This is a genomic window from Streptomyces sp. NPDC001544 (assembly GCF_042894285.1).
In the GTDB taxonomy this organism is placed as follows: domain Bacteria; phylum Actinomycetota; class Actinomycetes; order Streptomycetales; family Streptomycetaceae; genus Streptomyces.
The window spans coordinates 403,661-429,649 of sequence record NZ_JBIAVN010000001.1; the positions used below are offsets into that span (position 1 = coordinate 403,661).

The 25,989-nt window shown below is 70.7% G+C and carries 26 protein-coding genes; 18 read left to right on the forward strand and 8 right to left on the reverse strand.

Going from position 1 to position 25,989, the window contains the following annotated elements; all coding sequences use genetic code 11:
- Nucleotides 1-13 precede the first annotated feature (13 nt).
- The 7 genes from leuA to ACFY0F_RS01810 all read left to right on the forward strand — a co-directional run bounded on the left by leuA (nucleotide 14) and on the right by ACFY0F_RS01810 (nucleotide 7,305).
- Complete coding sequence (leuA, locus tag ACFY0F_RS01780; RefSeq protein ID WP_388787330.1) at nucleotides 14-1,735, forward strand: 2-isopropylmalate synthase; 1,722 nt, start codon at nucleotides 14-16, stop codon at nucleotides 1,733-1,735.
- 185 nt (nucleotides 1,736-1,920) lie between these two features.
- Nucleotides 1,921-2,616 carry a TerB family tellurite resistance protein gene (locus ACFY0F_RS01785; protein ID WP_388787332.1) on the forward strand — a complete coding sequence of 232 codons (696 nt, stop codon included), beginning with the start codon at nucleotides 1,921-1,923 and terminating at the stop codon, nucleotides 2,614-2,616.
- Nucleotides 2,617-2,898: 282 nt separating this feature from the next.
- Entirely contained in the window at nucleotides 2,899-3,567 is a 669-nt protein-coding gene (locus ACFY0F_RS01790; protein WP_388787334.1) for an HD family hydrolase, read from the forward strand.
- Between the two features lie 18 nt (nucleotides 3,568-3,585).
- Nucleotides 3,586-3,951: a hypothetical protein gene (locus ACFY0F_RS01795; RefSeq protein WP_388787337.1), complete on the forward strand. Its 366-nt coding sequence runs from the start codon at nucleotides 3,586-3,588 to the stop codon at nucleotides 3,949-3,951.
- A gap of 62 nt (nucleotides 3,952-4,013) precedes the next feature.
- Entirely contained in the window at nucleotides 4,014-5,411 is a 1,398-nt protein-coding gene (locus tag ACFY0F_RS01800; protein ID WP_388787340.1) for a hypothetical protein, read from the forward strand.
- Nucleotides 5,401-6,054: a hypothetical protein gene (locus ACFY0F_RS01805; protein ID WP_388787343.1), complete on the forward strand. Its 654-nt coding sequence runs from the start codon at nucleotides 5,401-5,403 to the stop codon at nucleotides 6,052-6,054. Before ACFY0F_RS01800 ends, ACFY0F_RS01805 begins: the two co-directional genes overlap by 11 nt.
- A 63-nt stretch (nucleotides 6,055-6,117) precedes the next feature.
- A complete protein-coding gene (locus tag ACFY0F_RS01810; protein WP_388787345.1) occupies nucleotides 6,118-7,305 on the forward strand; it encodes an exo-alpha-sialidase in 1,188 nt (395 codons plus the stop codon).
- Here the strand turns inward: ACFY0F_RS01810 and ACFY0F_RS01815 are convergent.
- Together ACFY0F_RS01815 and ACFY0F_RS01820 are read right to left on the reverse strand one after the other, a co-directional pair.
- A complete protein-coding gene (locus tag ACFY0F_RS01815; protein WP_388787347.1) occupies nucleotides 7,302-8,237 on the reverse strand; it encodes a dihydrodipicolinate synthase family protein in 936 nt (311 codons plus the stop codon). The genes ACFY0F_RS01810 and ACFY0F_RS01815 overlap by 4 nt on opposite strands.
- 103 nt (nucleotides 8,238-8,340) lie before the next feature.
- Nucleotides 8,341-8,913: a class I SAM-dependent methyltransferase gene (locus ACFY0F_RS01820; RefSeq protein WP_388787349.1), complete on the reverse strand. Its 573-nt coding sequence runs from the start codon at nucleotides 8,911-8,913 to the stop codon at nucleotides 8,341-8,343.
- A 56-nt stretch (nucleotides 8,914-8,969) separates the two neighbouring features.
- Between ACFY0F_RS01820 and ACFY0F_RS01825 the strand changes: the two genes are divergently transcribed.
- The 4 genes from ACFY0F_RS01825 (at nucleotide 8,970) to ACFY0F_RS01840 (ending at nucleotide 12,306) form a co-directional block, all read left to right on the forward strand.
- A complete protein-coding gene (locus ACFY0F_RS01825; RefSeq protein WP_388787352.1) occupies nucleotides 8,970-9,761 on the forward strand; it encodes a helix-turn-helix domain-containing protein in 792 nt (263 codons plus the stop codon).
- A 15-nt stretch (nucleotides 9,762-9,776) separates the two neighbouring features.
- On the forward strand, nucleotides 9,777-10,523 hold the full coding sequence (recO, locus tag ACFY0F_RS01830; RefSeq protein WP_388787355.1) for a DNA repair protein RecO: 747 nt from the start codon (nucleotides 9,777-9,779) through the stop codon (nucleotides 10,521-10,523).
- A 45-nt stretch (nucleotides 10,524-10,568) separates the two neighbouring features.
- Nucleotides 10,569-11,420 carry an isoprenyl transferase gene (locus tag ACFY0F_RS01835; protein WP_388787358.1) on the forward strand — a complete coding sequence of 284 codons (852 nt, stop codon included), beginning with the start codon at nucleotides 10,569-10,571 and terminating at the stop codon, nucleotides 11,418-11,420.
- A gap of 94 nt (nucleotides 11,421-11,514) precedes the next feature.
- Entirely contained in the window at nucleotides 11,515-12,306 is a 792-nt protein-coding gene (locus ACFY0F_RS01840) for a glycosyltransferase family 2 protein (RefSeq protein ID WP_388787361.1), read from the forward strand.
- 69 nt (nucleotides 12,307-12,375) lie between these two features.
- Here ACFY0F_RS01840 and ACFY0F_RS01845 read toward each other — a convergent pair whose 3' ends face one another.
- Genes ACFY0F_RS01845 through ACFY0F_RS01860 form a run of 4 tightly spaced genes read right to left on the reverse strand, consistent with a single transcriptional unit; the run spans nucleotide 12,376 to nucleotide 15,594 of the window.
- Complete coding sequence (locus ACFY0F_RS01845; protein WP_388787363.1) at nucleotides 12,376-12,786, reverse strand: Fur family transcriptional regulator; 411 nt, start codon at nucleotides 12,784-12,786, stop codon at nucleotides 12,376-12,378.
- A 59-nt stretch (nucleotides 12,787-12,845) separates the two neighbouring features.
- Nucleotides 12,846-13,748 carry a metal ABC transporter permease gene (locus ACFY0F_RS01850; protein WP_388787367.1) on the reverse strand — a complete coding sequence of 301 codons (903 nt, stop codon included), beginning with the start codon at nucleotides 13,746-13,748 and terminating at the stop codon, nucleotides 12,846-12,848.
- On the reverse strand, nucleotides 13,748-14,599 hold the full coding sequence (locus ACFY0F_RS01855; RefSeq protein ID WP_388787370.1) for a metal ABC transporter ATP-binding protein: 852 nt from the start codon (nucleotides 14,597-14,599) through the stop codon (nucleotides 13,748-13,750). Before ACFY0F_RS01855 ends, ACFY0F_RS01850 begins: the two co-directional genes overlap by 1 nt.
- Nucleotides 14,600-14,619: 20 nt before the next feature.
- Entirely contained in the window at nucleotides 14,620-15,594 is a 975-nt protein-coding gene (locus ACFY0F_RS01860; protein WP_388787373.1) for a metal ABC transporter substrate-binding protein, read from the reverse strand.
- 160 nt (nucleotides 15,595-15,754) lie between these two features.
- Between ACFY0F_RS01860 and ACFY0F_RS01865 the strand changes: the two genes are divergently transcribed.
- Nucleotides 15,755-17,137, forward strand: a complete 1,383-nt coding sequence (locus ACFY0F_RS01865) for a glycine--tRNA ligase (protein ID WP_388787376.1) — start codon at nucleotides 15,755-15,757, stop codon at nucleotides 17,135-17,137.
- A gap of 88 nt (nucleotides 17,138-17,225) precedes the next feature.
- Here the strand turns inward: ACFY0F_RS01865 and aroC are convergent, their stop codons facing one another.
- Nucleotides 17,226-18,410: a chorismate synthase gene (gene aroC / locus ACFY0F_RS01870; protein WP_388787379.1), complete on the reverse strand. Its 1,185-nt coding sequence runs from the start codon at nucleotides 18,408-18,410 to the stop codon at nucleotides 17,226-17,228.
- Nucleotides 18,411-18,609: 199 nt separating this feature from the next.
- On the opposite strand from aroC, the gene ACFY0F_RS01875 reads away from it, so the two are divergent.
- The 6 genes from ACFY0F_RS01875 (at nucleotide 18,610) to ACFY0F_RS01900 (ending at nucleotide 24,915) form a co-directional block, all read left to right on the forward strand.
- Complete coding sequence (locus ACFY0F_RS01875; protein WP_388787382.1) at nucleotides 18,610-18,873, forward strand: hypothetical protein; 264 nt, start codon at nucleotides 18,610-18,612, stop codon at nucleotides 18,871-18,873.
- A gap of 108 nt (nucleotides 18,874-18,981) precedes the next feature.
- Nucleotides 18,982-20,472 (forward strand): multicopper oxidase family protein, encoded by a 1,491-nt coding sequence (locus ACFY0F_RS01880; RefSeq protein WP_388787385.1) that lies wholly within the window; start codon nucleotides 18,982-18,984, stop codon nucleotides 20,470-20,472.
- A 128-nt stretch (nucleotides 20,473-20,600) separates the two neighbouring features.
- The gene (gene wrbA, locus ACFY0F_RS01885; protein WP_388787387.1) at nucleotides 20,601-21,215 is read left to right on the forward strand and encodes an NAD(P)H:quinone oxidoreductase; all 615 of its coding nucleotides are present in this window, start codon (nucleotides 20,601-20,603) and stop codon (nucleotides 21,213-21,215) included.
- Nucleotides 21,216-21,222: 7 nt separating this feature from the next.
- On the forward strand, nucleotides 21,223-22,314 hold the full coding sequence (locus ACFY0F_RS01890; protein WP_388787390.1) for a DUF6081 family protein: 1,092 nt from the start codon (nucleotides 21,223-21,225) through the stop codon (nucleotides 22,312-22,314).
- Between the two features lie 213 nt (nucleotides 22,315-22,527).
- Nucleotides 22,528-23,805, forward strand: coding sequence for a 3-hydroxybenzoate 6-monooxygenase (locus ACFY0F_RS01895; protein WP_388787393.1), 1,278 nt, complete (start codon nucleotides 22,528-22,530; stop codon nucleotides 23,803-23,805).
- 54 nt (nucleotides 23,806-23,859) lie between these two features.
- The gene (locus ACFY0F_RS01900; protein ID WP_388787396.1) at nucleotides 23,860-24,915 is read left to right on the forward strand and encodes a ketoacyl-ACP synthase III family protein; all 1,056 of its coding nucleotides are present in this window, start codon (nucleotides 23,860-23,862) and stop codon (nucleotides 24,913-24,915) included.
- A gap of 81 nt (nucleotides 24,916-24,996) precedes the next feature.
- On the opposite strand, the gene ACFY0F_RS01905 is transcribed toward ACFY0F_RS01900, so the two are convergent.
- Nucleotides 24,997-25,938, reverse strand: coding sequence for an oxidoreductase (locus tag ACFY0F_RS01905; RefSeq protein WP_388787398.1), 942 nt, complete (start codon nucleotides 25,936-25,938; stop codon nucleotides 24,997-24,999).
- Between the last annotated feature and the right edge of the window lie 51 nt (nucleotides 25,939-25,989).

A 25,989-nucleotide genomic window follows, 5' to 3' on the forward strand; every position in this document is an offset into this window, starting at 1 on the left:
AGCCCACGCAATCATGGCGAACCGCCAGCAGCCCACCTCCATGCCCGTCCACAAGTACGGCCGGTACGAGCAGGTGGACATCCCCGACCGCACCTGGCCCGACCGGCGCATCACCGTCGCCCCCCGCTGGCTCTCCACCGACCTGCGCGACGGCAACCAGGCCCTGATCGACCCGATGTCGCCCGAGCGCAAGCGCCGGATGTTCGACCAACTGGTCAAGATGGGCTACAAGGAGATCGAGGTCGGCTTCCCGGCCTCCGGCCAGACCGACTTCGACTTCGTACGCTCGATCATCGAGGAAGAGGGCGCGATCCCCGAGGACGTGACGATCTCCGTCCTGACCCAGGCCCGTGAGGACCTGATCGAGCGGACCGTGGAGTCCCTCAAGGGCGCCCGCCGCGCCACCGTCCACCTGTACAACGCCACCGCCCCGGTCTTCCGCCGGGTCGTCTTCCGCGGCTCCAAGGACGACATCAAGCAGATCGCCGTCGACGGCACCCGCCTGGTGATGGAGTACGCCGAGAAACTGCTGGGCCCCGAGACCGAGTTCGGCTACCAGTACAGCCCGGAGATCTTCACCGACACCGAGCTGGACTTCGCCCTGGAGGTCTGCGAGGCGGTCATGGACGTCTACCAGCCGGGCCCGGGCCGCGAGATCATCCTCAACCTGCCCGCCACCGTGGAGCGTTCGACCCCGTCCACGCACGCCGACCGCTTCGAGTGGATGGGCCGCCACCTGTCCCGCCGCGAGTACGTCTGCCTGTCGGTCCACCCGCACAACGACCGCGGCACCGCCGTCGCCGCCGCCGAGCTGGCCCTGATGGCCGGCGCCGACCGCGTCGAGGGCTGCCTGTTCGGGCAGGGCGAGCGCACCGGCAACGTCGACCTGGTCACCCTGGGCATGAACCTGTTCTCGCAGGGCGTCGACCCGCAGATCGACTTCTCCGACATCGACGAGATCCGTCGTACGTGGGAGTACTGCAACCAGATGGAGGTCCACCCGCGCCACCCGTACGTGGGCGACCTGGTCTACACGTCCTTCTCCGGCTCCCACCAGGACGCCATCAAGAAGGGCTTCGACGCGATGGAGGCCGACGCGGCCGCCAAGGGCGTCACCGTCGACGACATCGAGTGGGCGGTCCCGTACCTGCCGATCGACCCCAAGGACGTCGGCCGTTCCTACGAGGCCGTCATCCGCGTCAACTCGCAGTCCGGCAAGGGCGGTATCTCCTACGTCCTGAAGAACGACCACAAGCTGGACCTGCCGCGCCGGATGCAGATCGAGTTCTCGAAGATCATCCAGGCGAAGACGGACGCCGAGGGCGGCGAGATCACCCCGAAGGACATCTGGGCGGTCTTCCAGGACGAGTACCTGCCGAACCCGGAGAACCCCTGGGGCCGTATCCAGGTCCGCACCGGCCAGTCGACCACCGACACCGACGGTGTGGACACCCTGACCGTCGAGGCCACGGTCGACGGCGAGGACACCGTCCTCACCGGCTCCGGAAACGGTCCGATCTCGGCCTTCTTCGACGCCCTGCAGTCCGTCGGCGTCGACGTACGCCTGCTGGACTACCAGGAGCACACGATGAGCGAGGGTGCCTCCGCACAGGCCGCCTCCTACATCGAATGCGCGATCGACGACAAGGTCCTGTGGGGAATCGGCATCGACGCGAACACGACTCGTGCGTCCCTCAAGGCGGTCGTGTCCGCGGTGAACCGCGCGGCCCGCTGACCCGCTCCGACCAGCGCTTTCGCGGCCCCGATCGCCTTTCTCGGCGGTCGGGGCCCGTCGTATATCGGCCATCTGTTCGTGGAGGTCACGGAAAGGTCTCGTACGGGGTACTGACTCCGCCTCTCCGATGTGGCTAACATCACGCCAGCGCGGCGATGTTGCCGCGTCGTCAAGGAGGTGCGACGGTGCTGCCAGTACGGGGACGAGACGGCCGTGACAGCGGGCTTGCGCGCATCCTGGGCACCCGCGTGGCGTGGACACCCGTCGGTGACGGGGAGTTCTTCTGCCCGGGCTGCGGAGGCGACCGCAACTACGAGCGCCTCACCGGCCGCCGCCGCTTCACCCTTCTCGGCGTGCCCGTGCTGCCCCGCGGGGCCACCGGACCGGTCGTGGAGTGCGCGTCCTGCCGCCGCCACTTCGGCACCGACGTCCTCGACCACCCCACCACCTCGCGTTTCTCCGCCATGCTGCGCGACGCCGTGCACACGGTGGCCCTCGCCGTCCTCGCGGCGGGCGGTACCTGCGCCCGTACGTCCCTGGAGACCGCGGCGAGCGCGGTACGCGCCGCCGGTCTGCAGGACTGCACCGAGGAGCAGCTCGCCGCACTCGTCGAGGCGCTCCACCTGGACACCGGCCGGGTGTTCGAGCAGCCGGGCGGCGCGAGCCTGGCCATAGAGCTGCACGAGTCCCTCGACCCGCTCGCCCCCCACCTCGCCCCGGCCGGCCGTGAGGCGATCCTCCTGCAGGCCGCCCGGATCGCCCTCGCCGACGGCCCCTACACCCCGGCGGAGCAGGACGCCCTGCTCACCGTGGGCGCCGCCCTCACCATCGGCGCCGACGACGTGACCCGGCTGCTGGCGGCGGCGCGGACGCCGTCCTGAGTCACGGAATCAGTCATATTCGCGGGGAACGCACTTTCGGTATTCCCTGCCGCTTCGCGGGCTGTGGATTCGGGTATACCGAGATGCGAAGCCACCGGTCTGGCGGAAGGGGGAGGGGAACGTTTGCGTCCGCTCAGATCCTGGCAAGATCGAATTCCGGGGTCGTTGCGTCATTCGATCAACTCTGCTGATCTTGGGGCGTCGAGACCATGAAAAGGGCGTAACTTCGGCCATGCAGCCCTGCTAGCCTCGGTCCCTCGATCGCGCAGTGGGAGGTGCATCATGACATGGGCCGAAGCGGTGGGAACTCTTCCTTGTTTCCTGCATTACGACGAGTTGGCCGAACTGGGAATGGGTGAGCGGGAGAACGACCTGTCCCAGCTCCTGGATTTTCTCGGCCGCATGGATGAACTGAAACACGTGCAGCGACAGAATCCGGTGTCCAACGGATCACGCCGTGAGAACACGGCCGAGCATTCCTGGCACGTCGCACTCGCCTGCCTGCTTTTCACCCGCTATGCGGCCGAACCGATCGATCCGATGCGGTGCGTGGGGCTCGCCGTTCTGCACGACGTGGTCGAAGTGGTCGCCGGAGACACCTTCGTCTACGGTCCCGCGGCCGCCGGTCGCCGCCGACGGGAGGAACGGGCGATCGGCGTCCTTCTCGGCTCACTGCCGGCGCACGAGCGGGAGGCCCTGGAGAGCGGCTGGCGCGAATACGAGTTCACCCAGACGGCCGAGGGCAAGTACGTCATGGCCCTGGACGTCCTGCTGCCGGTCTTCATGAACCTCATGGCCGGGGAGAAGTCGTCGTGGCGCCGGCACGGTGTCGCGGCCGCCGCCGTACGGCAACGGGTGAGGAGCGTCGAGCCCACCATTCCGGCACTGGCCAAGGTCGCGTACGAGGCCATCGACAAGGGGATCGAGCAGGGGCTGCTCACCGCGAGCTGACGGGGGAGTGAGGGGGAGATGCTGAGTGCGCTGCTGCCCACCGGCACGGCGATTCTGGGGCTGGCGGCGGGGCTGCTCGCCCCCATGGTCAGCAGTACGCTCGACGGCCGCAAACGGCGGGCCGACAACCAGCGCGTGCAGTGCGACGAGATACTCACCCTCTTCCAGGGGGTCGACGTGGTCCGTGCCCTGACCGAACCGAGCAGTGTCGTCAGACGCTCTCTGATGCTGCGCGCGGTCCGCATCCAGGACGACCGGGCCAGACAGGCGTGTCACGACCTCGTCGAGTACGCGGTCGGCCAGAACGTCAGGGACGACGAACTGCTGGACCGCTGGAGCACGATGATCCACGAAGTCGCCCGGGTGTACCGCTCCATATCGTGAGAACAATTCCGTGAACGCATCAGCGGCCTGAGAAAAGGCCCATCGGGGGATGGTGGTGACGGATGCCATCAGGGAGAGAGGCCGACCAGGCACTGGCGGCCAGGGGACTGCCCCGCACCGGCGGCGGTGCGAACCATTCAGGAGCGGGAGTCGCGCCCAACGCGGGGGCGGTGAGCATGACCGCGGCCTCGCTGCAGAGTGAGCTCGGTCAGGCGTTGCGCGAGGCCTCCGAAGTCACCGTGTGCGGTGTGGCGTCACGGGAATTCATCACCGCCATACAGGGCGTGGTGTCCTCCCAGGGCGCTCCCTCCGAATTGCCGTGGGACGTGTTCCGCTATGTGACACCGGCGCCCGCCCTTATTCTCGCCAACCGCTGGAACGTACGCCTCGGGCCGGTGGTCCAGCAATGGCAGTCGGCCGTCACCGCGCTGCGCAACTCGGTCCAGCAGTGGCAGAAGACACCGAACGAATCGGGAGCCCGTGACACCGGATTCCACTTGCTCTCGATGGACCTGCTGTATCTGCAGATGTCGCTGCTGGTGAAACAGCGGGAAACGGGCCGCCAACGGGTCTGGGCAGCCGTCGGACCCCCCTCCGCTTCGGGCGTCGAGGAATACGCGTCGTACGAGGAGGGAATGCCGGAGTTCGCGCAGATAGCGGCGAACATCCGCGAATGGGCCGACGGTGCCAGCGACTTCCTGACCCGGCAGGTCGACTGCACGCCGGTCGAACCCGATGTCGCCGAGGTGGGCAACGGTCTTCTGGCGGCGGGCACCCCGCCGACCGACCACAAGCTGTGGCAGCTCCCCATCCGGTCCCTGGAGCCCTACGGGTCGACGGCGCGGCACCATCGCACATGCCTTCCGGTGACCATCTGCGTGGTGCGGTCGAGGTCGGCGACCGGTCCGGTCGTGCTGCTGAAGCGGCGCAGCCATATGACCGCGAACGACGACTTCGGCAAGCTTTCGCTGCTGAGCGCCCGCGTCCTGGAGGAGGACGTCGCCGTGGCGCTGGGCGTCCTGCCCTATCTGGACCGGGAGTCGGCGCAGGCGATCGACGCCATGTGGATCGAGGCGAACGCCCCCAGCGCGGGGCTGACCCTGTCCCGGGAGGCGTTCATCCACGCCGGACAACGCGAGCTCTTCTACTCGACCGGTCTCGACATACCCGAGAACCGGTTCCGGCTGCGCGGCTTCCAGGTGATGGAACGCGAGAACACCGACGAGCAGCTGTTCTTCTGCATCTTCGAAGTCGTCCTGTACCGCCGCGACCCGGACGAACTCGGTCTCGCGATCCAATGGAACCTCGGGGACTCGCGCGTTCTGTCGCAGGTGGGCGAGTCCGCTCTCTACTCGGGCATGTACGACAGCGAGCTGAACAGGCTCCTGCTGCGTGGCCGGGAGTGGCTGAACGCCCATGTCTTCAACGAGCCCGTTCCGGTGGTGTCTGATGGATCATGAAGCAGTGGCCGCCTTCGTCTTCCTGTGCGAAGACCCCAAGCCCCAGGTGCTGGCGGCCATCCGCAGGCCGGAGTCCAACGACCGGCATCCGGGCGTGGTCAGCGTGCCGACGATCCGGATACCGCGCGAACTGGCCCTGCAGCTCGCATGCGTCGACCCGATGGGCATCCCCGAACTCGCCGGCGGCGCGGGCAGCGGGCTGCGGCGCGCGTTCGGGGTCTCCAGGGCGACGACGACCGTCGAGGGACTGCTGGTGGAGACCGTCCTGTCCAAGAAGTTACGCATGGGCGACGCCCTCGAAGCCGGACTGGTCACGGGGGAGTGCTACGTGGACGGCGTGCTCCGCGGCGACGTCGAGGACCCGACGGGACGCGACGGCAGCATCGAACCCACCTTGATGGTCGGACTGGTCGCGCGGGTCCTCTCCGGCGCGGACGCGTTCCCGGCCGGCACCGCCAGCTACTCGGCGCTCTCCTGGGTGGACCCGTACGAGTTCGTGATGGCCTGGCGCACCAGGGACGGGCAGCGGCTCTTCCCGGACGCCAGCCCACTGGAGGTGTGCATCCGAGGGCTGTGCGTCCAGGCCGCGGTACGTGTGCTGGACCGGCAGGACGCCGATGTGGCACACGGGCTGTCCGCGTAGCCCGACACCGGCGGCGCACGAGAGCATGGAACGGACACTTCCGACGAATCGCCAGGGAACGACATGACCACCCTGAGCCGTGCCCTGCTCGCCATGGCCGCAGCCCTCACCCCCCTCACCGCCACCGCCACCGCGCACGCCAGCGCCGGATGCGTGTCCTCCGTGCCGTACGTCTCGGGGCAGGGCTACTACGACACCTACCGTGTCCCCGCCACGGTCGCCACCGGCACCGGCACCCTCCTGGCCTTCGCCGAAGGACGGCACGACAGCGCGGACGACACCGGCGACATCGATGTCGTACTGCGCCGGTCCACCGACGGCGGCTGCACCTGGGGCCCGCCCCGGGTGGTCGCCGCCGGGCACGGGGACACCCGGGGCAACCCGGCACCGGTGGTGGACCCGCGCACCGGTGACGTCGTCCTGCTGACCTCGGGAAACAGCGGCGCCGTGAGCGAGGCGGAGATCATGCGCGGCGAGGTCGACGCCGAGCAGGGCCGCCGGGTGTTCGTGCAGCGCAGCCGGGACGACGGCCGGCACTTCACCCCTCCGCGGGACATCACCGCCCAGGTCAAGCCCCGGAACTGGCGCTGGTACGCCACGGGGCCCGGCCACGCGGTGGCGCTGACCCACGGCCGGTACAGGGGGCGGCTGGTCGTACCCGCCGACCACTCGGCGGCCCCGCCCGCCGGTTCCCCCGACACCGGGCAGGAGGCGAAGTACTACGGCGGACACGCGCTCTACAGCGACGACGGGGGGCGCAACTGGCGGCTGGGCTTCGTCGACGACACCTACGACGGCGTCACCAACTCCAACGAGTCCACCGCGGCCCAGCTCCCCGACGGCCGCCTGTACTTCAGCGCCCGCGACCAGAACGGCACCAGCCCCGGCAACCGCCTCGACAGCCACTCCAGCGACGGCGGGCACACCCTCGACCGGCCCTACGCCGTCCAGCCCACCCTCACCGACGTGCCGGTGGTCGAGGGCAGCGTCCTCCAACTCCCCGGCCGACGGGCCCCGTTGCTGTTCTCGGCCCCGTCCGTGCCCACCGCCCGCCGCGCCATGGCGATCTGGCGCAGCACGGACGGCGGAGCGACCTTCACCAAGGCGCTGACACTGTCCGAGCGACCGGCCGCCTACTCCGACCTGGTGCAGGTCGACCGCCACACCGTGGGCATCCTGTACGAGACCGGTACGACGGGGCCGTACGACATGATCGAGTTCCGCCGACTGAACCTCTCCCGGAAGGCCTAGAGCAGACCCGCCGCCGCCAGGAACTTCCCCACCCGCTCGACCTCCTCCGCCGACAAGGGGATCTGCGGCTCCGCGGTCAGCGGGCAGTCGATCACACCCCGCAGGTGCAGCGCCGCCTTGAAGGCGCCGATGGCCGAGGAGTTCCGGCCCATCCGTGCCGGGTCCCCGACGCCCACCATCCGGAACAGGGCGCACAGCCGCTCCTGTTCGGCACGGGCGGCGTCCCGGTCGCCCGCCCGGTACAGCCGGTCGAGGCGCACGTAGCCCTCCGGGTCGACGTTGGCGAGGCCGGGCACGGCACCGTCGGCCCCCAGGGCCAGGGCGGCGTCGACGACGACCTCGGAACCGGTGAGCACGCTGAAGCCGCCGAGGTCCGGACGGCCGCGGACACCGGTGACGACCTCCCGGAAACCGCCCAGGTCCCCGCTGGAGTCCTTCAGACCGGCCAGCACCCCGTCGGCGGCCAGCTCCAGGACGAGTTCGGGGGACAGCTTGGTGTGCACGGACACCGGGATGTCGTAGGCGAGCACCGGGACCGGGCAGACGGCGGCGACCCGGCGGTAGTGGCGGGCGATCTCCGCCGGGTGGGTGCGGGTGTAGAAGGGGGCGGTGACGACGACCGCCCGGGCGCCCGCCGTGGTGACCTCGCGGATGTTGTCCAGCACCCGGGGTGTGGTCATGTCGATCGCCCCGGCCAGCACCGGCAGCTGACCGCCCACATGGCCCACGACCGCCTCCACCACCAGCCGGCGCTGCAGGTCCGTGAGATACGCGGCCTCGGAGGTCGAGCCCAGCAGGAACAGCCCGTGCACCCCGCCCGTCACCAGGTGGTCGACCAGCCTGAGGAGCGAGGGGACGTCCACCTCGCCGTCCGGTGTCAGGGGTGTGCAGACGGGCGGTACGACACCGGACAGCGGGGCGGGCAAGGTCATGAAGGCTCCCTACGAGGTCGCGGGCCGGGTGGCCCTCCCCACAGGATGGCGGCAGTGGTGGCGGTGCCCGGGCTCCGACGCGGCCGAGAGGCCCGGCGGGACATCAGGGGCGGCGGCCGCGGAAACGGACGCTGCCGCCCTCCGGGTGCACGTCCACCGACACGTCCGCGAAGCCGGCTCGCTCCAGCCGGGCCGGGAGCCCCGCCGGATCCAGGGGGTTCATCGTGTCCCCGATGTGGATCACCCGGAAGCGCAACCCCGGCAGACTGTCACTGCCGGCGAAGGTGCCGCCGGGACGCAGCACCCTGAAGGCCTCGGCGAAGATACGGTCCTGGTGCTCGGCGGCGGGCACGTGGTGAAGCATCGTGAAGCAGACCACGGAGTCGAAGCCGGCGTCGGGCAGGGGCAGGTCACCGCCGTCGCCCTGCAGGACGCGGGCCCGTTCGCCCCAGGTGCGCCGCAGCAACCCCACCGTGTCGGCGTCGATCTCCACGGCGGTGAGCCGCGGCACCTCCTCGACGAGGACGCGGAGGTTGGCGCCGTACCCCGGCCCTATCTCCAGGACGTCGTCACCCAGGTCCACGTCCTCCAGCGCCCAGGGCAGCAGGCGGTCCCTGGTCTTCCGCGCCCACGAGTCGGAGCTGCAGATCCTGCGGTGTGCTCGGTTCATCGGCATGACCCAGACGCTAGGCGCGCCCCTCCGCCGTCCACCACGGGCTAGGCTGCCGTGCCATGTCGCGAAACGGCCGGTTGCGCCCGTACGACGCGGCGGCGCACGGTACGGCCATCCTGGTCGGCCACTTCGTGATGCCCCGGGGCACCGCCTACCTCGAACACCGGCACCAGGTGCACCAGCTCGCCTGCCCGACCCGGGGCCTGGTACGGGTGCGGACCGAGTGCGGAGTCTGGCTGCTGCCGCCGTCCCGGGCGCTGTGGATCCCCGCGCAGGTCCCGCACACCACCGAGTCGGCAGGCGACGCGGTGATGCGCAGCGCCTACGTCGACCCGGCCGGCTGCCCGGGCATCGCCTGGCGGGAACCGACGGTGGTGAGCGCCACCCCGCTGCTGCGCGCCCTGGTCGACCACCTGACCCGCGCGGACCTGACGGCGGACGCACGCTCCCGCGCGGAGCAGGTGCTCCTCGACGAACTGCGCCCCCTGCCGGTGACCAGCCTCCACGTCCCCCGGCCCCGCGACCCCCGCGCCCGTACGGTCGCCGACGCCCTGACGCGCGATCCCGCCGACCCGCGCCCGCTGGCCGCCTGGGGCACCGAGGCCGGCGCCGGCGCCCGGACCCTGGCCCGGCTGTTCACCGCCGAGACGGGCCTGACGTTCGGCCAGTGGCGGGAACGGTCGCGCATGCAGTCCGCCATGCCCCACCTCGCCGCCGGACTCCCCGTGGAGGCGGTGGCCCGCAGGGTGGGCTACGCCTCCGCCAGCTCCTTCACGGCGGCGTTCCGACGGGTGGTGGGGATCACCCCGCGGGCCTACTTCCCGGGACCCGACACCGCACCGCCGCGGTAGGCGAGAATGGACCCCATGAGTCTGTTCCGCGACGACGGCATCGTGCTGCGCACCCAGAAGCTCGGTGAGGCGGACCGGATCATCACGCTGCTCACCCGAGGGCACGGGCGGGTGCGGGCGGTGGCCCGGGGCGTGCGGCGGACGAAGTCGAAGTTCGGGGCCCGGCTCGAGCCCTTCTCGCACGTGGACGTGCAGTTCTTCGCGCGCGGGAGCGAGCTGGTCGGGCGCGGGCTGCCGCTGTGCACGCAGAGCGAGACCATCGCCCCCTACGGCGGCGGCATCGTCACGGACTACGCCCGCTACACCGCGGGGACCGCCATGCTGGAGACCGCCGAGCGGTTCACCGACCACGAGGGCGAGCCGGCGGTGCAGCAGTACCTGCTCCTCGTCGGCGGGCTGCGCACCCTCGCCCGCGGCGAGCACGCACCCCACCTCGTCCTCGACGCCTTCCTGCTGCGCTCCCTCGCCGTCAACGGATACGCCCCCAGCTTCAGCGACTGCGCGAAGTGCGGACTGCCCGGCCCGAACCGGTTCTTCTCCGTGGCGTCCGGCGGTTCCCTGTGCGTGGACTGCCGGGTGCCCGGCAGCGTCGTACCGTCGCCGGCGACCCTGGAACTGCTCGGCGCGCTGCTTACGGGAGACTGGGAGACCGCGGACGCGTGCGAGCCGCGGTACGTCCGGGAGGGCAGCGGACTGGTGTCCGCCTACCTGCACTGGCATCTGGAGCGCGGACTGCGCTCGCTCAGGTACGTAGAGAAGTAGAACCGGCACAACCCGACCGGAAACATCGAGGGAGACGAGAAGCACATGGTCGTACGCGGGATCCTGGGGCGCCAGCGCCGCGAGTACAGCAACCCGGAGCCGCACCCGTCCGGAGCCGTCGCGCCCAAGCTCCCCGGGGAGCTCGTCCCGAACCACGTGGCGATCGTCATGGACGGGAACGGCCGCTGGGCCAAGGAGCGCGGGCTGCCGAGGACGGAGGGGCACAAGGTCGGCGCCGAGCGCGTGCTGGACGTCCTCCAGGGCGCGATCGAGGTCGGCGTCGGCAGCATCTCCCTGTACGCCTTCTCCACCGAGAACTGGAAGCGCTCGCCCGACGAGGTCCGCTTCCTGATGAACTTCAACCGCGACTTCATCCGCAAGACCCGCGACCAGCTCGACGCACTGGGCATCCGGGTGCGCTGGGTGGGCCGGATGCCCAGGCTGTGGAAGTCGGTCGCCAAGGAACTCCAGGTCGCACAGGAGCAGACCAAGGGCAACGACCGGCTCACGCTGTACTTCTGCATGAACTACGGCGGCCGGGCCGAACTCGCCGACGCCGCGAAGGCCCTGGCCGAGGACGTGCGGGCGGGACGCCTCGACCCGGACAAGGTCACCGAGAAGACCGTCCAGAAGTACCTCTACTACCCGGACATGCCGGACGTGGACCTCTTCCTGCGGCCCAGCGGTGAGCAGCGCACCTCCAACTACCTGCTCTGGCAGAGCGCTTACGCCGAGATGGTCTTCCAGGACGTCCTGTGGCCGGACTTCGACCGCCGCGACCTGTGGCGCGCCTGCCTCGAGTTCGCCTCCCGCGACCGCCGCTTCGGCGGCGCCGTGCCCAACGAGCAACTCCTCGCGATGGAACGGGACATGCGGGGCCGCCCGGCCACCTCGTAGCACCAGGGCCCCGGAACACCCCGTGCGTGTGTGCGATTTAAGATCATGAGCGACTGCTCGATCGCAACGGGGGTTGGTTCCACTGTTCACTTTCGTGATTCCAGCACACGACGAAGAGGCCACGGTCGCCACCATGGTCGCCCAGGCCCTGGCGGCCGCGCGGCCCGGCGACCGGGTGCTGGTCGTCGACAGCGGGTCGACCGACGACACGGCCCGGCGGGCACGCGAGGCCGGTGCGGAGGTGCTCAGCGGACCGCTCGGCAAGGGCGCGGCCATGCAACTGGCCGTGTCGCGGGTGGACAGCGAGTGGACGTGCTTCCTCGACTCCGATGTCGTCACCTCGGAACGCAACATCCCCGCGCTGCTGCGCGAGACCGCGGCCGACGGCACGGCGGACCAGGTGGTCGGCGACTTCGAGTACGACCACCCGGGCACCATCCTGGCGTCCACCTTCACCATCTACGAGCCGCTGACCTCCCGGTTCTTCCCGGAGGTCGGCGACCACGGGGCGCACGCGCTCAGTGGCTTCCGTGCCGTGCGCACCCGTTACCTGCGCGGTGTCGAACTGCCGCCGGACTTCGGGGTGGAGACGTTCCTCAACATCTCCGTCGCCCTCGCCGGCGGGCGGGTGAACGTCTGTCACCTCGGTGTCATCGGCAGCCGCTACCGCTTCCACGGGGGCTCCATGGCGAGCGAGATAGGCACGAGGATCCTGGACCTGGCCGAGGCCCACGGGCGCCTGGACCCGGCCGACCGGCCGGAGTGGGATCAGTGGCTGAGGGAGGGGGTGGCCGCCATAGCGCCGAACACGGCGGACCAGGGCCGCTCCGCCGTCCTGGCCCGGCTGTTCAGCACCGTTCGCAGGCCGATGCCCAGCAGGTTCTGAGGAAGTCGTCGTTCGCGGCCGCGACGGCCGGGGGCCGGAGTCCGGCGGGGGTGGGCCCGGCCGCTCGGATCATCTCCCGGCGCACTCCGCGCAGGTGCCGAAGATCTCCACCGTGTGGTCCACGTCGACGTAGCCGTGTTCCGCCGCGATGGCGTCCGCCCACTTCTCCACGGCGGGGCCCTCGACCTCGACGGCCTTGCCGCAGACGCGGCAGACGAGGTGGTGGTGGTGTTCGCCGCTGGAGCAGCGGCGGTAGACGGACTCGCCGTCGGAGGTCCGCAGGACGTCGACCTCGCCGGCGTCGGCGAGGGACTGCAGGGTGCGGTACACGGTGGTCAGGCCGACCGAGTCGCCCTTGTGCTTGAGCATGTCGTGGAGTTCCTGCGCGCTGCGGAACTCGTCGACCTCGTCGAGGGCTGCCGCCACGGCGGCGCGCTGCCGGGTGGCGCGGCCCTTCACGGGCGGTCCAGCGGTCGTCACCGGTTCCTCCTCTGTCGGCACGCTGATCCGGCCATTGTGCCAGCCGGGGCTGTGCGCGGTCAGACGCCGATCTCGTCGGTGGCCCCCCGGGTGGCCGGAATCGAGCATTCCGCGGGGTCCGCGGCGGGTTGACCGGCGGTGGCCGCCCGGGCGCGGCGCCGGGCCAGCGGGGCGGCCAGCGCGGTCAGCGCGACGAACGCGGCGATGGTCAGCAGGACGATCGTCGCGCCGGGCGGGACGTCGTGGTAGTACGAGGTGACCGTCCCGCCGATGGTCACGGTCACGCCGATGGCGACGGCGATCGCGAAGGTGGCCGCGAAGCTCCGGGTGAGCTGCTGCGCGGCGGCGACCGGGACGACCATCAGCGCGGAGACCAGGATCAGCCCGACCACCCGCATGGCGACGGTGACCGTGACCGCCGCGGTGACCGCGGTGAGCAGGTTCAGGGCGCGGACGGGGAGTCCCGTGACCCGGGCGAACTCCTCGTCCTGGCTGACCGCGAAGAGCTGGCGGCGCAGTGCCAGGGTCACCAGGGCCACGAATCCGGCGAGCAGCGAGATGGCGGTCACGTCCGACGGGGAGACCGTGGACAGGGAGCCGAAGAGGTAGGAGTTCAGGTTGGCGTTGGAGCCGGTGGGGGCGAGGTTGACGAACATGACGCCGCCGGCCATGCCGCCGTAGAAGAGCATGGCGAGCGCGATGTCGCCGCGGGTCTTCCCGTACCAGCGGATCAGCTCCATCAGGACCGAGCCGAGCGCGGAGACGGCGGTCGCCATCCACACCGGTGAGGTGTTCAGCAGGAAGCCGAGGCCGACGCCGGTCATCGCCACGTGCCCGATGCCGTCGCCCATGAGGGGCTGGCGGCGCTGGACGAGGTAGATGCCGATGGCGGGGGCGGTGACGCCGACGAGGACGGCGGCGAGGAGCGCGCGCTGCATGAAGGCGTAGTCGAGGAGTTCCATCAGCCGAGCAGTCCCGTACGAATCGATGCGGTGTCCGCGGGTGCGTGCGGATCGAGGCAGTGGTGCGAAGCACCTCCACCAAGGGCGGTGGTGGGTGACGGGTGGGCGTGGTCGTGGCCGGGCTGGGGGTCCCCCCGCTCGGGCGAAGCCGAGAGTGGGGGAGTGCTGGCCGCGGCGCGCGGCGGCGGGCCGTCGTGGGTGACGCAGCCGTCGCGCAGGACGACCGCCCGGTCGATCAGGGGCTCGAGGGGTCCCAGTTCGTGCAGGACGAGCAGGACGGTCCTACCGGCCTCGACCTGCTGTCGCAGGGTCCGGGCGAGCACCTCCTGGCTGGCCAGGTCCACGCCGGCCATCGGCTCGTCCATGATCAGCAGCTCGGGTTCGGCGACCAGGGCGCGGGCGATCAGTACCCGCTGGTGCTGGCCGCCGGAGAGGGCGGTGACGTTGTCCCCGGCCCGGTCCGCCATGCCGACCAGGTCCAGGGCCCGGCGTACGGCCTCGCGGTCGGCCTTGCGGAAGGGGCCGAAGCGGGTGCGGGCGAGCCGGCCCGAGGAGACGATCTCGGTGACGGTGGCCGGGACGCCGCCCGCCGCCGTGGTGCGCTGCGGTACGTAGCCCACGCGCGCCCAGTCCCTGAAGGCCGGGCGCGGGGTGCCGAACAGCTCGATCTCACCGGCGGTGACCGGCACCTGGCCGATGATCGTGCGGATGGCGGTCGACTTGCCGGAGCCGTTGGCGCCGAGCAGCGCGACGACCTCCCCGCGGTGCACGGTGAGGTCGATGTCGCGCAGCACGGGGCGTGAGCCCAGCTCGGCGCGTACGTCGCGCAGGCGTATGACGGGGTCGGTCATGGCGTCGTCCTCCGTGTCCGTCACTTGGTTCCCAGGGCCTTCTGCAGGGCCTTGAGGTTGGCTTCCTGGACCGAGAAGTAGTCGGTGCCGCGGGACTTGTCGGTGATGCCCTCGATCGGGTCGAGGACGTCCGTCCTCAGTCCGGCGTCGGCGGCGACGGTCTTCGCGGTCTTGTCGCTGACCAGCGTTTCGTAGAACACGGTGGTGACCCCGTCCGCCTTGGCCATCTTCTCCAGGCTCCTGACGCGGGCGGCGCTGGGCTCGGAGTCGGGGTCGAGGCCGTTGATGGCCTCCTCGGTGAGGCCGTAGCGCTCGGCGAGGTAGCCGAAGGCGGCGTGGGTGGTGATGAAGACCTTGGTCCTGGTGTTCGCCAGGCCCTTCTTGAACTGTTCGTCGAGGGCGTCGAGCTTTCCGACCAGGGCCGCGGTGTTCTTCCTGTAGTCGGCGGCGTGGCCGGGGTCGGCCTTCTCGAAGGCCTTGCCGACTCCCTGGGCGACCTGGGCGTAGCGCACGGGGTCGAGCCAGATGTGGGGGTCGAGGCCGGCGAGTTCCTCGTTCTCGGAGGTGTCGTGCTCGGCCGCGTGGCCGCCGACCTCGTTGCCGTGCTTCTCCAGCGTGGTGAAGGAGGCGGCGTCGATCTTCGTCTTCACCTCGGACTGGGCGACCGCCTTGTCGACGGAGGGCTGGAGGTTCTTGAGGTAGAGGACCGCGTCGGACTCCTGGAGCCGCACGGTCTCCCGGGCGCTGATCTCCAGGTCGTGCGGCTCCTGGCCGGGCCGGGTGAGACTGGTGACGTGGACGTGGCTCCCGCCGATCCGCTCGGCGAGGAAGGCCATCGGGTAGAACGACGCGACGACGTCGAACTTGTCCGTGTTGCCCGCGGCGCTCGCGCCGGAGCAGGCGGAGAGGGTGGAGAGGGTGGAGAGGGCGGTGAGAGTGAGTGCGGTGACCGCGGGCACCGCCGAGTTCCGTATGAGGCGCCGTCTTACGTTCATGACAGTCATTTTCAACTACAATGGAAACCATTGTCAACAACGGGTTGAGGGGCCGTTGAGGGGCCACCGATTTGGTTGAGGGGGAGCCCCCGCCGGTACCCTGAAGCATTCGCTGGAAGCAACTCGCTTCGTCGCCCGTCGTCGTAATGAAGAGAGCACCGTGGCCGCCGACAAGATCGACACCATCGTCAACCTGAGCAAGCGCCGTGGCTTCGTATTCCCCTGTAGTGAGATCTACGGCGGACAGCGTGCCGCCTGGGACTACGGACCGCTGGGTGTCGAGCTCAAGGAGAACATCAAGCGCCACTGGTGGCGCTACATGGTGACGTCGCGCGAGGACGTGGTCGGTATCGACTCGTCCGTCATCCTGGCCCCCGAGGTCTGGGTCGCCTCCGGTCACGTCGCCACCTTTACGGACCCGCTGACCGAGTGCGTCTCGTGCCACAAGCGGTTCCGTGCCGACCACCTGGAAGAGGCGTACGAGGAGAAGAAGGGCCACGCCCCGGCCAACGGCCTGGCCGACATCAACTGCCCGAACTGCGGCAACAAGGGCCAGTTCACCGAGCCCAAGCAGTTCTCCGGCCTTCTCTCCACCCACCTCGGCCCGACCCAGGACTCCGGCTCCGTCGCCTACCTGCGCCCCGAGACCGCCCAGGGCATCTTCACCAACTTCGCCCAGGTGCAGACCACCTCGCGCCGCAAGCCGCCGTTCGGCATCGCGCAGATGGGCAAGTCCTTCCGCAACGAGATCACGCCCGGCAACTTCATCTTCCGCACCCGCGAGTTCGAGCAGATGGAGATGGAGTTCTTCGTCAAGCCGGGCGAGGACGAGAAGTGGCAGGAGTACTGGATGGAGCAGCGCTGGAACTGGTACACCGGCCTGGGCCTGCGCGAGGAGAACATGCGGTGGTACGAGCACCCGAAGGAGAAGCTCTCCCACTACTCCAAGCGCACCGCTGACATCGAGTACCGCTTCCAGTTCGGCGGCAGCGAGTGGGGCGAGCTCGAGGGCGTCGCCAACCGCACCGACTACGACCTCGGCGCCCACGCCAAGGCCTCCGGCCAGGACCTCTCCTACTTCGACCAGGAGGCCCAGGAGCGCTGGACGCCGTACGTCATCGAGCCCGCGGCCGGTGTCGGCCGCACCATGCTGGCCTTCCTCCTCGACGCCTACGTCGAGGACGAGGCGCCCAACGCCAAGGGCAAGATGGAGAAGCGCACGGTCCTGCGCCTGGACCACCGCCTGGCCCCGGTGAAGGTCGCGGTGCTGCCGCTGTCCCGCAACGCGGAGCTGTCGCCCAAGGCGAAGGGGCTCGCCCAGGCGCTGCGCCAGCACTGGAACATCGAGTTCGACGACGCCGGCGCCATCGGCCGCCGCTACCGCCGCCAGGACGAGATCGGCACCCCGTACTGCGTCACCGTCGACTTCGACACCCTCGAGGACAACGCGGTGACCGTCCGTGAGCGCGACTCGATGAAGCAGGAGCGCGTGTCGCTGGACCAGATCGAGGGCTACCTCGCGAGCCGTCTGATCGGCTGCTGACCTCCGTCGGCCTCATCCGGTGCCGGGTCCCCGTGCGGGGGCCCGGCACCGGTGCGTTCACGGCCCGGCACGCTTCCGGGCACCGCGGTCACCGGATCGCCAGGTTCTCCCGGTAGCCCCGCACGTTGCGGCGGGTCTCGGTCACACTGTCACCGCCGAACTTCTCGGCCACCGCGTCCGCCAGCACCAGGGCGACCATCGCCTCGGCGACGATCCCCGCCGCCGGGACCGCGCACACATCGGAACGCTGGTGATGCGCCTGCGCCGCCTCGCCGGTGGACACGTCCACGGTCCTCAGCGCCCGCGGCACCGTCGCGATCGGCTTCATCGCCGCCCGCACCCGCAACGGCTCACCCGTGGACAGACCGCCCTCCGTACCGCCCGAACGGCCCGTGGCCCGCCGGATGCCCTCGCCGGTGGCGACGATCTCGTCGTGTGCCTTCGAACCCGGCACCCGCGCCAGCTCGAACCCGTCGCCGACCTCGACGCCCTTGATCGCCTGGATGCCCATCAGCGCCGCGGCCAGTCGGGCGTCCAGCCGCCGGTCCCAGTGCACATGCGAGCCCAGCCCCACCGGGACCCCGTACGCCAGCACCTCCACCACACCACCCAGGGTGTCGCCGTCCCGGTGCGCCTGGTCGATCTCCGCGACCATCGCCTTCGACGCGTCCGCGTCCAGACACCGCACCGGATCCGCGTCCAGCCTCTCCGCGTCCGCCGGAACCGGGTACACCCCGTACGGCGCCTTCGCCGACGCCAGCTCCACCACATGCGAGACGATCTCGATCCCGGCCGTCACCTTCAGATACGACCGCGCCACCGCGCCCAGCGCCACCCGCGCCGCCGTCTCCCGCGCCGACGCCCGCTCCAGCACCGGACGCGCCTCGGCGAAGCCGTACTTCTGCATCCCCGCCAGATCCGCGTGCCCCGGACGCGGCCGGGTCAGCGCGGCGTTCCGCGCCAGCCCCGCCAGCACGTCCGGGTCGACGGGGTCGGCGGCCATCACCTGCTCCCACTTCGGCCACTCGGTGTTGCCGACCAGGACCGCCACCGGAGAGCCCAGGGTCAGCCCGTGCCGCACCCCGCCCAGGAACGTGACCTCGTCCCGCTCGAACTTCATCCGCGCACCGCGCCCATGACCGAGGCGCCGCCGCGCCAGGTGGTCCGCCACCAGTTCCGTGGTGACCGGAACGCCGGCCGGAAGGCCCTCCAGCGTCGCGACGAGTGCGGGACCGTGGGACTCCCCGGCGGTCAGCCAGCGCAGCCTGCTCAACGCTCCTCCTCGATGCTCGTGGGCTCGGTGTGGCACCCGGCCGACAGGTTCGCCGCGGTGCGGAGCGGACGGCAACGACCCGCGCGCCACTGTGTCACTTCGGCACGGAACCTGACACAGAGGTCCCCCGGACCATGGCCGCCCGTCAGGGCCCCGCCTAGCCTCCACAGGCCCCGGCACCTCTCGGAAGGAGTCGACCGTGCGGCCCCACGACCCCCGCGTCCACGACCCCCGCGTCCACGACCCCCGCGTCCACGACCCCCGCGTCCATGACCGTCAAGACGTCGCCGAACCCGCGCCGAGCACACGGAGCGACCTGCTCGCGCACGTTCCGCGCGCCACCCCCGAGGTGATGGAGAGCATCGCCGTCGCCCTGCTCTCCCTCACCGCGCCCGGTGTGTGCCTGCGCGCGGAAGCCGGCGGAGGCGGCCCTTCCGCGGAGCGGCCGCCGACCGCGACGTGACACAGTCTGGCTGCTTGAATCGGCCAAATCCCCCCTTGTGCCCCTTTGATGGGCGACAACCGGCCACGCACAACCAGGCGCGGCCAGGTGCGCATCCAGGGGGAAACCATGCAAACACGTCGTTCTTTTCTCGTGTCCGGCCTGATGTCCGGGGCCGTCGTCAGCGGTGGTCTCGGCCTCGCGGGGCTCGCGGCCCCCGCCCTGTGGCCGGCCGCCGCGGACGCGGCCGAGCGGGGCCGGACCGCCGTCGCCGACCTCGACCCGGGCAGCATTCCGAAGTTCGCGACCGCCATGCCGCTGCCGCGCGTCCTCGCGCCGCACGCGGTCTCCGGGACGACCAGTTACTACCGCGTGACCATGAAGGAGACCGCCGCGGCGATCCTGCCGGGGCTGCCGGACACCACCGTCCGCACCTACCAGGGGCAGTTCCCGGGGCCGGTCATCAAGGCGCGGTCCGGCCGGCGGGTCGTGGTCGAGCAGACCAACTCCCTGGGACTGCCCGTCTCGGTGCACCTGCACGGGGCGCACGTCCCGCCGTCCAGTGACGGCGGCCCGATGGACCTGATCCAGCCCGGCGCCTCGAAGACGTACACGTACCCGAACCAGCAGCCCCACGCCAACCTGTGGTTCCACGACCACGCCCACCACCAGGAGTCCGAGCACGTCTACCGCGGACTGTCCGGCTTCTACCTGCTCACCGACGAGACCGAGGAACGGCTTCCGCTGCCCGCGGGCGAGTTCGACGTACCGATCGCGCTGCGGGAGGCGCGCTTCGACACGGCGGGCCAGTTGGTGTACGCCATGGACGACTGGCCGAACCGCAACGTCATCCTCGTCAACGGCAGGCCCTGGCCCTACTTCGAGGTGGCGGCACGCAGATACCGGCTGCGGCTGTTCAACCAGAGCAACGGGCGCTTCTTCGACCTGAAGCTGTCCGACGGCTCGGAGTTCACCGTCGTCGGCGGCGACGGGGGACTGCTGGCCCGGCCCGCCCGGGCGACCGTGGTGCGGCTGTCGCCGGGCGAGCGGGCCGACATCGTCGTCGACTTCTCGCGGTATCCGGTCGGCGGCAAGGTGGTCCTGGAGAACGCGCTCGGGCCCGGGCCGGTGGAGCACGTCGGCCAGGTCATGCGCTTCGACATCACCCGGACGGCGCCCGACGACAGCAGCGTGCCCGACACCCTGCGCACCCTGCCGGAGCCCCGCGCCGCGACCGTGAACCGCCGCTTCGAGTTGAGCATGGACGAGGACGGCCGGCCGGACCCGCGAGGCTACATCAACGGCAGGACGTACGACCCCGAGCGCATCGACACCGAGATCGCGTACGGCACCACCGAGATATGGACGGTCACCAACACCAACCGGCTCGCCCCGCACAACTTCCACACGCATCTGGTGATGTTCCGCGTGCTGGAACGCAACGGCACACCCGTCACCGACGGTTTCGAGTCGGGGCTGAAGGACACCGTCAGCGTTCTGGCCGGGGAAACGGTGAAACTCCAGGCGACCTTCACCGGATATCGCGGTACGTACGTCTACCACTGCCATCTCTTCGACCATTCGGCGATGGGAATGATGGGCACGTTCCGGGTGGCCTGACACCTGACGAAGTCGCCGCGCATCTGACGAAGTCCTCCGACCGCGATTGTCGGCCGCCGCCGCCTTACGGAAAGGTCGTCGGCGGTCACCGGACCACCGGACACGCTGAAAGGAAAGGGACGCTCGACATGACGAACGTCGCCGTCATCTACTACTCCTCCACCGGCCATGTGCACACCCTCGCCACGACCGCCGCGGAGGCCGCGCTGAAGGCCGATGCCGAGGTCCGGCTGCGCAAGGTGGCCGAGCTGGCGCCGCAGGCCGCCATCGACTCCAACCCGGCCTGGGCCGCGCACCACGCGGAGACCAAGGACAACCCGGTCGCCGCCGTGGACGACCTGGAGTGGGCCGACGTCATCCTGTTCGGCACGCCGACCCGTTTCGGTCTGCCGACCGCGCAGCTCAAGCAGTTCATCGACACCGCGGGCGGCCTGTGGGCGCAGGGCAAGCTGGCGAACAAGGTGGTCTCCTCGTTCACGTCCACCTCGCAGACGCACGGCGGTCAGGAGAGCACGCTGCTGGCGCTGAACAACACCTTCTACCACTGGGGCGCGATCATCGTCCCGCCCGGCTACACGGACCCGATCCAGTTCCACGAGAAGAACGGCAACCCGTACGGCACCGGCCACGTGTCGTACGACGGCGCGACCGCCGACGAGCCCACCCTCGCGGCGATCGAGCACCAGACCCGCCGTGCCGTCGAGATCGCCGCCGCCCTCAAGCGCGGCTTCGCGGCGGCGTGAGGACGTCATGCGCACCCGAGTGCTGCGACGGCGCGCCGTCCTGCTCGGCCTGCTGGCGGCCGCGTCCGTCCCGGGAGCTCCGGTGACGGCCGTGGCCGCGCCGGCGCCCGGCCGGACGAAGACCGGCGTCGCGGGGGACGGCCGGGTCGTCTGGGACGACTTCCGTGACGGCTTCTCGTACGCCGGGGACGGCGCCAAGTGGAGCCTCACGCCGACCGGGGGCGCCCTGCCGTACGGCGACGGCAGGGCCACCACCTCGGCGGACGGGCTGCGGGTCGTGCCGACCGGGGTCAACCCGCGCACCGGTGAGCCCGCGTTCGCCTACACCACCGGAAAGGAGAGCGACGGCGGCGCCGGAGCGGCCGACCACCTGAAGTTCTTCGCGCTGGCCCAGCACACCTCCGCGGCCGGCTTCCTCGGCTTCGACGCCGAACCGGGCAAGGTGCTCACCATCGACGTGACCCTCTCCGCCCGGACCTTCGGCACCGAACAGCACCCGTTCGGGGACGCCGTCGCCGACCCGCGCACCGACCTCAGGCTGGCCGCCGGCGCGATGAACACGGTCGACCCGGAGACGATGATGGTCTTCGACTTCTTCGTCACCAACGGCTGGGTGTACGCCTTCTACGAGCGGCTGCCCACCCCGGGCGTCGACTACGCGGCCTTCTCCTGCGCCCTGCCGGTCGTCCGCCGGTCCTCCCCGGACCAGGTGCACCGCCTGGCGGTGTCCTACGACCGGTCCGCGGGCACGGTGGTGTGGACGGCGGACGGCCGGGAGGTCCTGCGCGTGGACCGGATCGGCCATCTGCCGAAGGACCGGACGCACCTGCTCCTGGACCTCGGCGGCCGCGAGGAGCTGATCGAGCCGCGGCAGCTCGCGGGCGGCTTCGGGATGTTCACGCTCCTCGACGCCGAGATGCCCGGCCGGGAGGGCGGCCTGGTCCGCCTCACCGACCAGGCGCACTACTACGACCCCGACAGCGGCACACCGGTCGAACAGCACTTCGCCGACCCGGCGAGCCTCGCGCACAACCGCCTCTGGGGTCAGGGCGCCCGCCTCGACGTGCACGAGGTCGGCGTCACCTCCAGGGCCCGCTAGACACGCACAGCAGCGGCTCCGGCCGGACGTTCGCCCCCCGCCGTCCGGTCGGAGCCGCTTTCCTGCGTTTTCCGGGCGTTCTCCGCTCCCGGTGGGCCGACGCGGCAATTGACGAAGTGAATCCCTCTCCATTGCCCCCCGGCAGGGCGGTCCGGGACAGTGGCCGAGTCCCCTGGAACCGGATATGAACGGGAAAAGGAAAGGGATTCTTAAATGCCGAAGGAAGGGCCGAAGGAAGGGCCGGGTAAAGGGCCGGGGAAAGGTTCGAGGAAAGGGCCGAGGACAGCGATCGCCGGCGGCGGCATAGGCGGCCTGGCGACCGCGCTCAGCCTGGCCCGGCACGGACACGACGTGGTGGTGCTGGAACGCCGCGACTGCTTCACCGAACTCGGCGCGGGCATCCAGCTCGGCCCGAACGCCTTCCACGCGCTGGACGTGCTCGGCGTCGGCGACGTGGTGCGCGAACGCGCGGTGCACATCGACGAGCTGCGCTTCATGGACGGCACGACCGGCGAGAAGGTCGTCTCGATGCCGCTCACCGGCGCCTACCGCGCCCGCTTCGACAACCCGTACGCCGTGGTCCACCGCATCGACCTGTACGAGCCGCTGCTGGCGGCCTGTCGCGCCGAGCCGTCGGTGCAGCTGCGTAACGACTGCTCCGTGGCGGCCTACGAACAGGACGCCGGCGGGGTGACCGTCCGGCTCACCAGCGGTGAACTGATCCACGCCGACGCGCTGATCGGCGCCGACGGCATCAACTCCACCGTCCGCAGACAACTCGTCGGTGACGGCCCTCCGCAGGTCTCCGGGCACACCATCTACCGCTCGGTGATCCCCATGGAGCAGGTCCCCGAGGAGCTGCGGTGGAACACCGTGACGCTGTGGGCCGGGCCGAAGTGGCACTTCGTGCACTACCCGATCGGCGGCGGGGAGTTCTTCAACCTGGCCGCCACCCGCGACGACGCCGCCACCGAGGCGGTGCTGGGCGTGCCGGTGAGGCGCGACCGCGTCCTCGCCGAGTTCCCGTCCCTCGGCACCACCGCCCGGCGGCTGCTGGAGCTCGGCCGGGACTGGAAGTCGTGGGTGCTGTGCGACCGCGACCCGGTGGACCGCTGGACCGACGGCAGGGTCGTCCTGGTCGGTGACGCCGCGCACCCCATGCTCCAGTACGCCGCCCAGGGCGCCTGCCAGGCCCTCGAGGACGCCGTGGTGCTCGGTGAGCTGGCCGGCACCGAACCGGCCGACTTCGCGCAGCGCTTCGAGAAGTTCAACGCCGAGCGCCGCGAACGCACCGCCGCCACCCAGCTGCTCGCCCGCGAGATGGGCCGGCAGCTCTACCACCCGGCCGGCGAGGCGGCGAAGGCCCGTAACGCGATGCTGCGCGCCTTGTCGGAGGACGACCTGTACGGGAAGGTCCAGTGGCTGCACGGCGGCCGGGCCGGTACCGCAAGCGCCCCCGGCGCGGTCCCCGTCGTCCGCGCCACCGCCTGACCGTCCGGTCCACACGATCCACCGCACGTCCCACGAGAGGGGAGCTGCGCACGCATGCGTCACGACAACCTGTACATCGCGGGTGTGGGGGCCTGGTACCCCAAGCCCGTGCCGGTCGACGAGGCCATCGAGGCCGGCTGGTACGACGACGCCACCCAGCGGCGCACCGGCCAGCTCGCCGTCAGCGTCGCCGGTGACGACGACACCCAGCCGGAGATGGCCGTACGCGCCGGGAACCTGGCGGTACGGCAGTCAGGGCTGGACACCGGCGCTTTCGGGCTGCTGCTGCACGCCACCGGCGCGTTCTGCGGTCTGGACGGCTGGAACGTCGCCTCGTACCTCCAGCAGCACGTCCTCGGCGGCCACGGCCTGTCCTTCGAGGTGAAGCAGCAGTCCAACGGCGCCATGGCCGCCATCGAGCTCGCCGCGGCCTTCCTCGCCGCCGGCACCGACCGCACGGCCGCCCTGATCACCGCCTCCGACCGTTTCACGATGCCGGTGTGGAACCGCTGGCGCACCTACCCGGGCCTGGTGTTCGGCGACGGCGCGAGCGCGGCGGTGCTCTCCCGCACCGGCGGCTTCGCCCGGGTCGTGTCCGTGGTCACCGAGAGCCGCCCCGAGCTGGAGCGCGCCCAGCGCGCCGGGCTGCCGTTCATGGCGTACGCCGACACCGGCGACCCGGAGGCCTACCCGATCAACCTGATCAAGCGGATGCAGACCTTCGCCGACGAGGAGCACGACGGGCGGATCACCGAGGTCTTCAAGGTGATGAACCAGGCCCTGATCCGCTCGGTCGAGGGTGCCGCACAGGAGGCCGGGATCACGGCCGCCGACGCCGACCACCTGGTCTTCCCGAACTTCGGCCGGACGATGCTGCGCCAGGAGGTGCTCATGCCGCTCGGACTGGGCGCGGACAGGACCGTGTTCGAGTGGGCCCGGGAGACCGGTCACGTCGGGGCCACCGACCAGTTCGGCGGCCTGGAGCACCTGGTGCGCTCGGGCCGGCTGGAGCCGGGCCACCGGGTACTGCTGTGCGGGATCGGGCTCGGCTTCAACTGGACCACCGCGATCCTGGAGATCACCGAGCGGCCGGTCCCGGTGGCGGACTGAACCGGGCGGACCGAATCCGCGAAGGCGAAAGGGGCCCGGACGCCGAGAGCGTCCGGGCCCCTTTCGCGCTGGGACCGCGGGTCAGGCCGCCATCGCGTCCAGCTCCGCCAGGTCCTGTTCCGTCAGGCGCAGCCCGGCGGCCGCGATGTTCTCCTCCAGGTGCCTCACCGACGAGGTGCCCGGGATGCACACCAGGTTGGGGGAGCGGCCCAGCAGCCAGGCCAGGGCCACCTGGTAGGGGGTGGCGCCGTGCCGTTCGGCGACCACGTCGACGGGCTTCGCTGCGAGTGGCACGTTCAGCGGCACCTTCGCGTCCTTGCCGGGCGTCTTCTCGGCGTGCAGCAGGGTGTACGTGCCGAGGGGGAAGAAGGACATGTACGCGATGCCGGCCTCCGCGCAGGCCCGCAGGGTGGCCTCGTCGTCACGCCGGACGACGTTGTACTCGTTCTGCACGCACACCACGGGCGCGATGGAGCGGGCCTCGGCGAGCTGGGCCGGGGTGACGTTGCTGACGCCCAGGTGCCGGATCAGGCCCTCCTCGCGCAGTTCGGCGAGGGCGCCGAAGGGTTCGGCGAGGGAGCCGTCGGGGCCGATGCCACCGCCCTCGGCGACGATGCGCAGATTGACCACGTCGAGGCGGTCCAGGCCCAGGTGGCGCAGGTTCGCGTGCACGGCCTCGCGCAGCTCGCGCGGGGACAGCGCGGCCGGCCACTCCTTGTCCGGGGTGCGCCGCGCACCGACCTTGGTGACGATCACCAGGTCGTCGTCGTAGGGGTGCAGCGCCTCGCGGATGAGCTCGTTCACGACGTGGGGGCCGTAGTAGTCGCTGGTGTCGATGTGGTTGACCCCGAGTTCCCGGGCGCGCCGCAGCACGGCGAGGGCGGCCGAGCGGTCCCTGGGCGGGCCGTAGACGCCCGGGCCGGCCAGCTGCATGGCGCCGTATCCCATGCGGTGGATGGTGAGGTCGCCGCCGAGGGTGACCGATCCGGCGGCGTCGGCGCGAACGAGGGCGTGCGTGGTCATCGAAGGAACTCTCCTTGTGAGATCGGATGGAACAGGGACGGAAACGTCAGG

What these genes read in the sequence shown, in the direction of transcription:
- ACFY0F_RS01805 (WP_388787343.1), top strand. Translation starts at nt 5,401, where the DNA reads ATGGATCATGAAGCAGTGGCCGCCTTCGTCTTCCTGTGCGAAGACCCC.
- ACFY0F_RS01790 (WP_388787334.1), top strand. Translation starts at nt 2,899, where the DNA reads ATGACATGGGCCGAAGCGGTGGGAACTCTTCCTTGTTTCCTGCATTAC.
- ACFY0F_RS01895 (WP_388787393.1), top strand. Translation starts at nt 22,528, where the DNA reads ATGCCGAAGGAAGGGCCGAAGGAAGGGCCGGGTAAAGGGCCGGGGAAA.
- recO (WP_388787355.1), top strand. Translation starts at nt 9,777, where the DNA reads ATGAGTCTGTTCCGCGACGACGGCATCGTGCTGCGCACCCAGAAGCTC.
- ACFY0F_RS01860 (WP_388787373.1), bottom strand. Translation starts at nt 15,594, where the DNA reads ATGAACGTAAGACGGCGCCTCATACGGAACTCGGCGGTGCCCGCGGTC.
- ACFY0F_RS01835 (WP_388787358.1), top strand. Translation starts at nt 10,569, where the DNA reads ATGGTCGTACGCGGGATCCTGGGGCGCCAGCGCCGCGAGTACAGCAAC.
- ACFY0F_RS01800 (WP_388787340.1), top strand. Translation starts at nt 4,014, where the DNA reads ATGCCATCAGGGAGAGAGGCCGACCAGGCACTGGCGGCCAGGGGACTG.
- ACFY0F_RS01810 (WP_388787345.1), top strand. Translation starts at nt 6,118, where the DNA reads ATGACCACCCTGAGCCGTGCCCTGCTCGCCATGGCCGCAGCCCTCACC.
- ACFY0F_RS01880 (WP_388787385.1), top strand. Translation starts at nt 18,982, where the DNA reads ATGCAAACACGTCGTTCTTTTCTCGTGTCCGGCCTGATGTCCGGGGCC.
- ACFY0F_RS01820 (WP_388787349.1), bottom strand. Translation starts at nt 8,913, where the DNA reads ATGCCGATGAACCGAGCACACCGCAGGATCTGCAGCTCCGACTCGTGG.
- ACFY0F_RS01815 (WP_388787347.1), bottom strand. Translation starts at nt 8,237, where the DNA reads ATGACCTTGCCCGCCCCGCTGTCCGGTGTCGTACCGCCCGTCTGCACA.
- ACFY0F_RS01825 (WP_388787352.1), top strand. Translation starts at nt 8,970, where the DNA reads ATGTCGCGAAACGGCCGGTTGCGCCCGTACGACGCGGCGGCGCACGGT.
- ACFY0F_RS01795 (WP_388787337.1), top strand. Translation starts at nt 3,586, where the DNA reads ATGCTGAGTGCGCTGCTGCCCACCGGCACGGCGATTCTGGGGCTGGCG.
- ACFY0F_RS01900 (WP_388787396.1), top strand. Translation starts at nt 23,860, where the DNA reads ATGCGTCACGACAACCTGTACATCGCGGGTGTGGGGGCCTGGTACCCC.
- ACFY0F_RS01905 (WP_388787398.1), bottom strand. Translation starts at nt 25,938, where the DNA reads ATGACCACGCACGCCCTCGTTCGCGCCGACGCCGCCGGATCGGTCACC.
- ACFY0F_RS01850 (WP_388787367.1), bottom strand. Translation starts at nt 13,748, where the DNA reads ATGGAACTCCTCGACTACGCCTTCATGCAGCGCGCGCTCCTCGCCGCC.
- ACFY0F_RS01890 (WP_388787390.1), top strand. Translation starts at nt 21,223, where the DNA reads ATGCGCACCCGAGTGCTGCGACGGCGCGCCGTCCTGCTCGGCCTGCTG.
- leuA (WP_388787330.1), top strand. Translation starts at nt 14, where the DNA reads ATGGCGAACCGCCAGCAGCCCACCTCCATGCCCGTCCACAAGTACGGC.
- wrbA (WP_388787387.1), top strand. Translation starts at nt 20,601, where the DNA reads ATGACGAACGTCGCCGTCATCTACTACTCCTCCACCGGCCATGTGCAC.
- ACFY0F_RS01855 (WP_388787370.1), bottom strand. Translation starts at nt 14,599, where the DNA reads ATGACCGACCCCGTCATACGCCTGCGCGACGTACGCGCCGAGCTGGGC.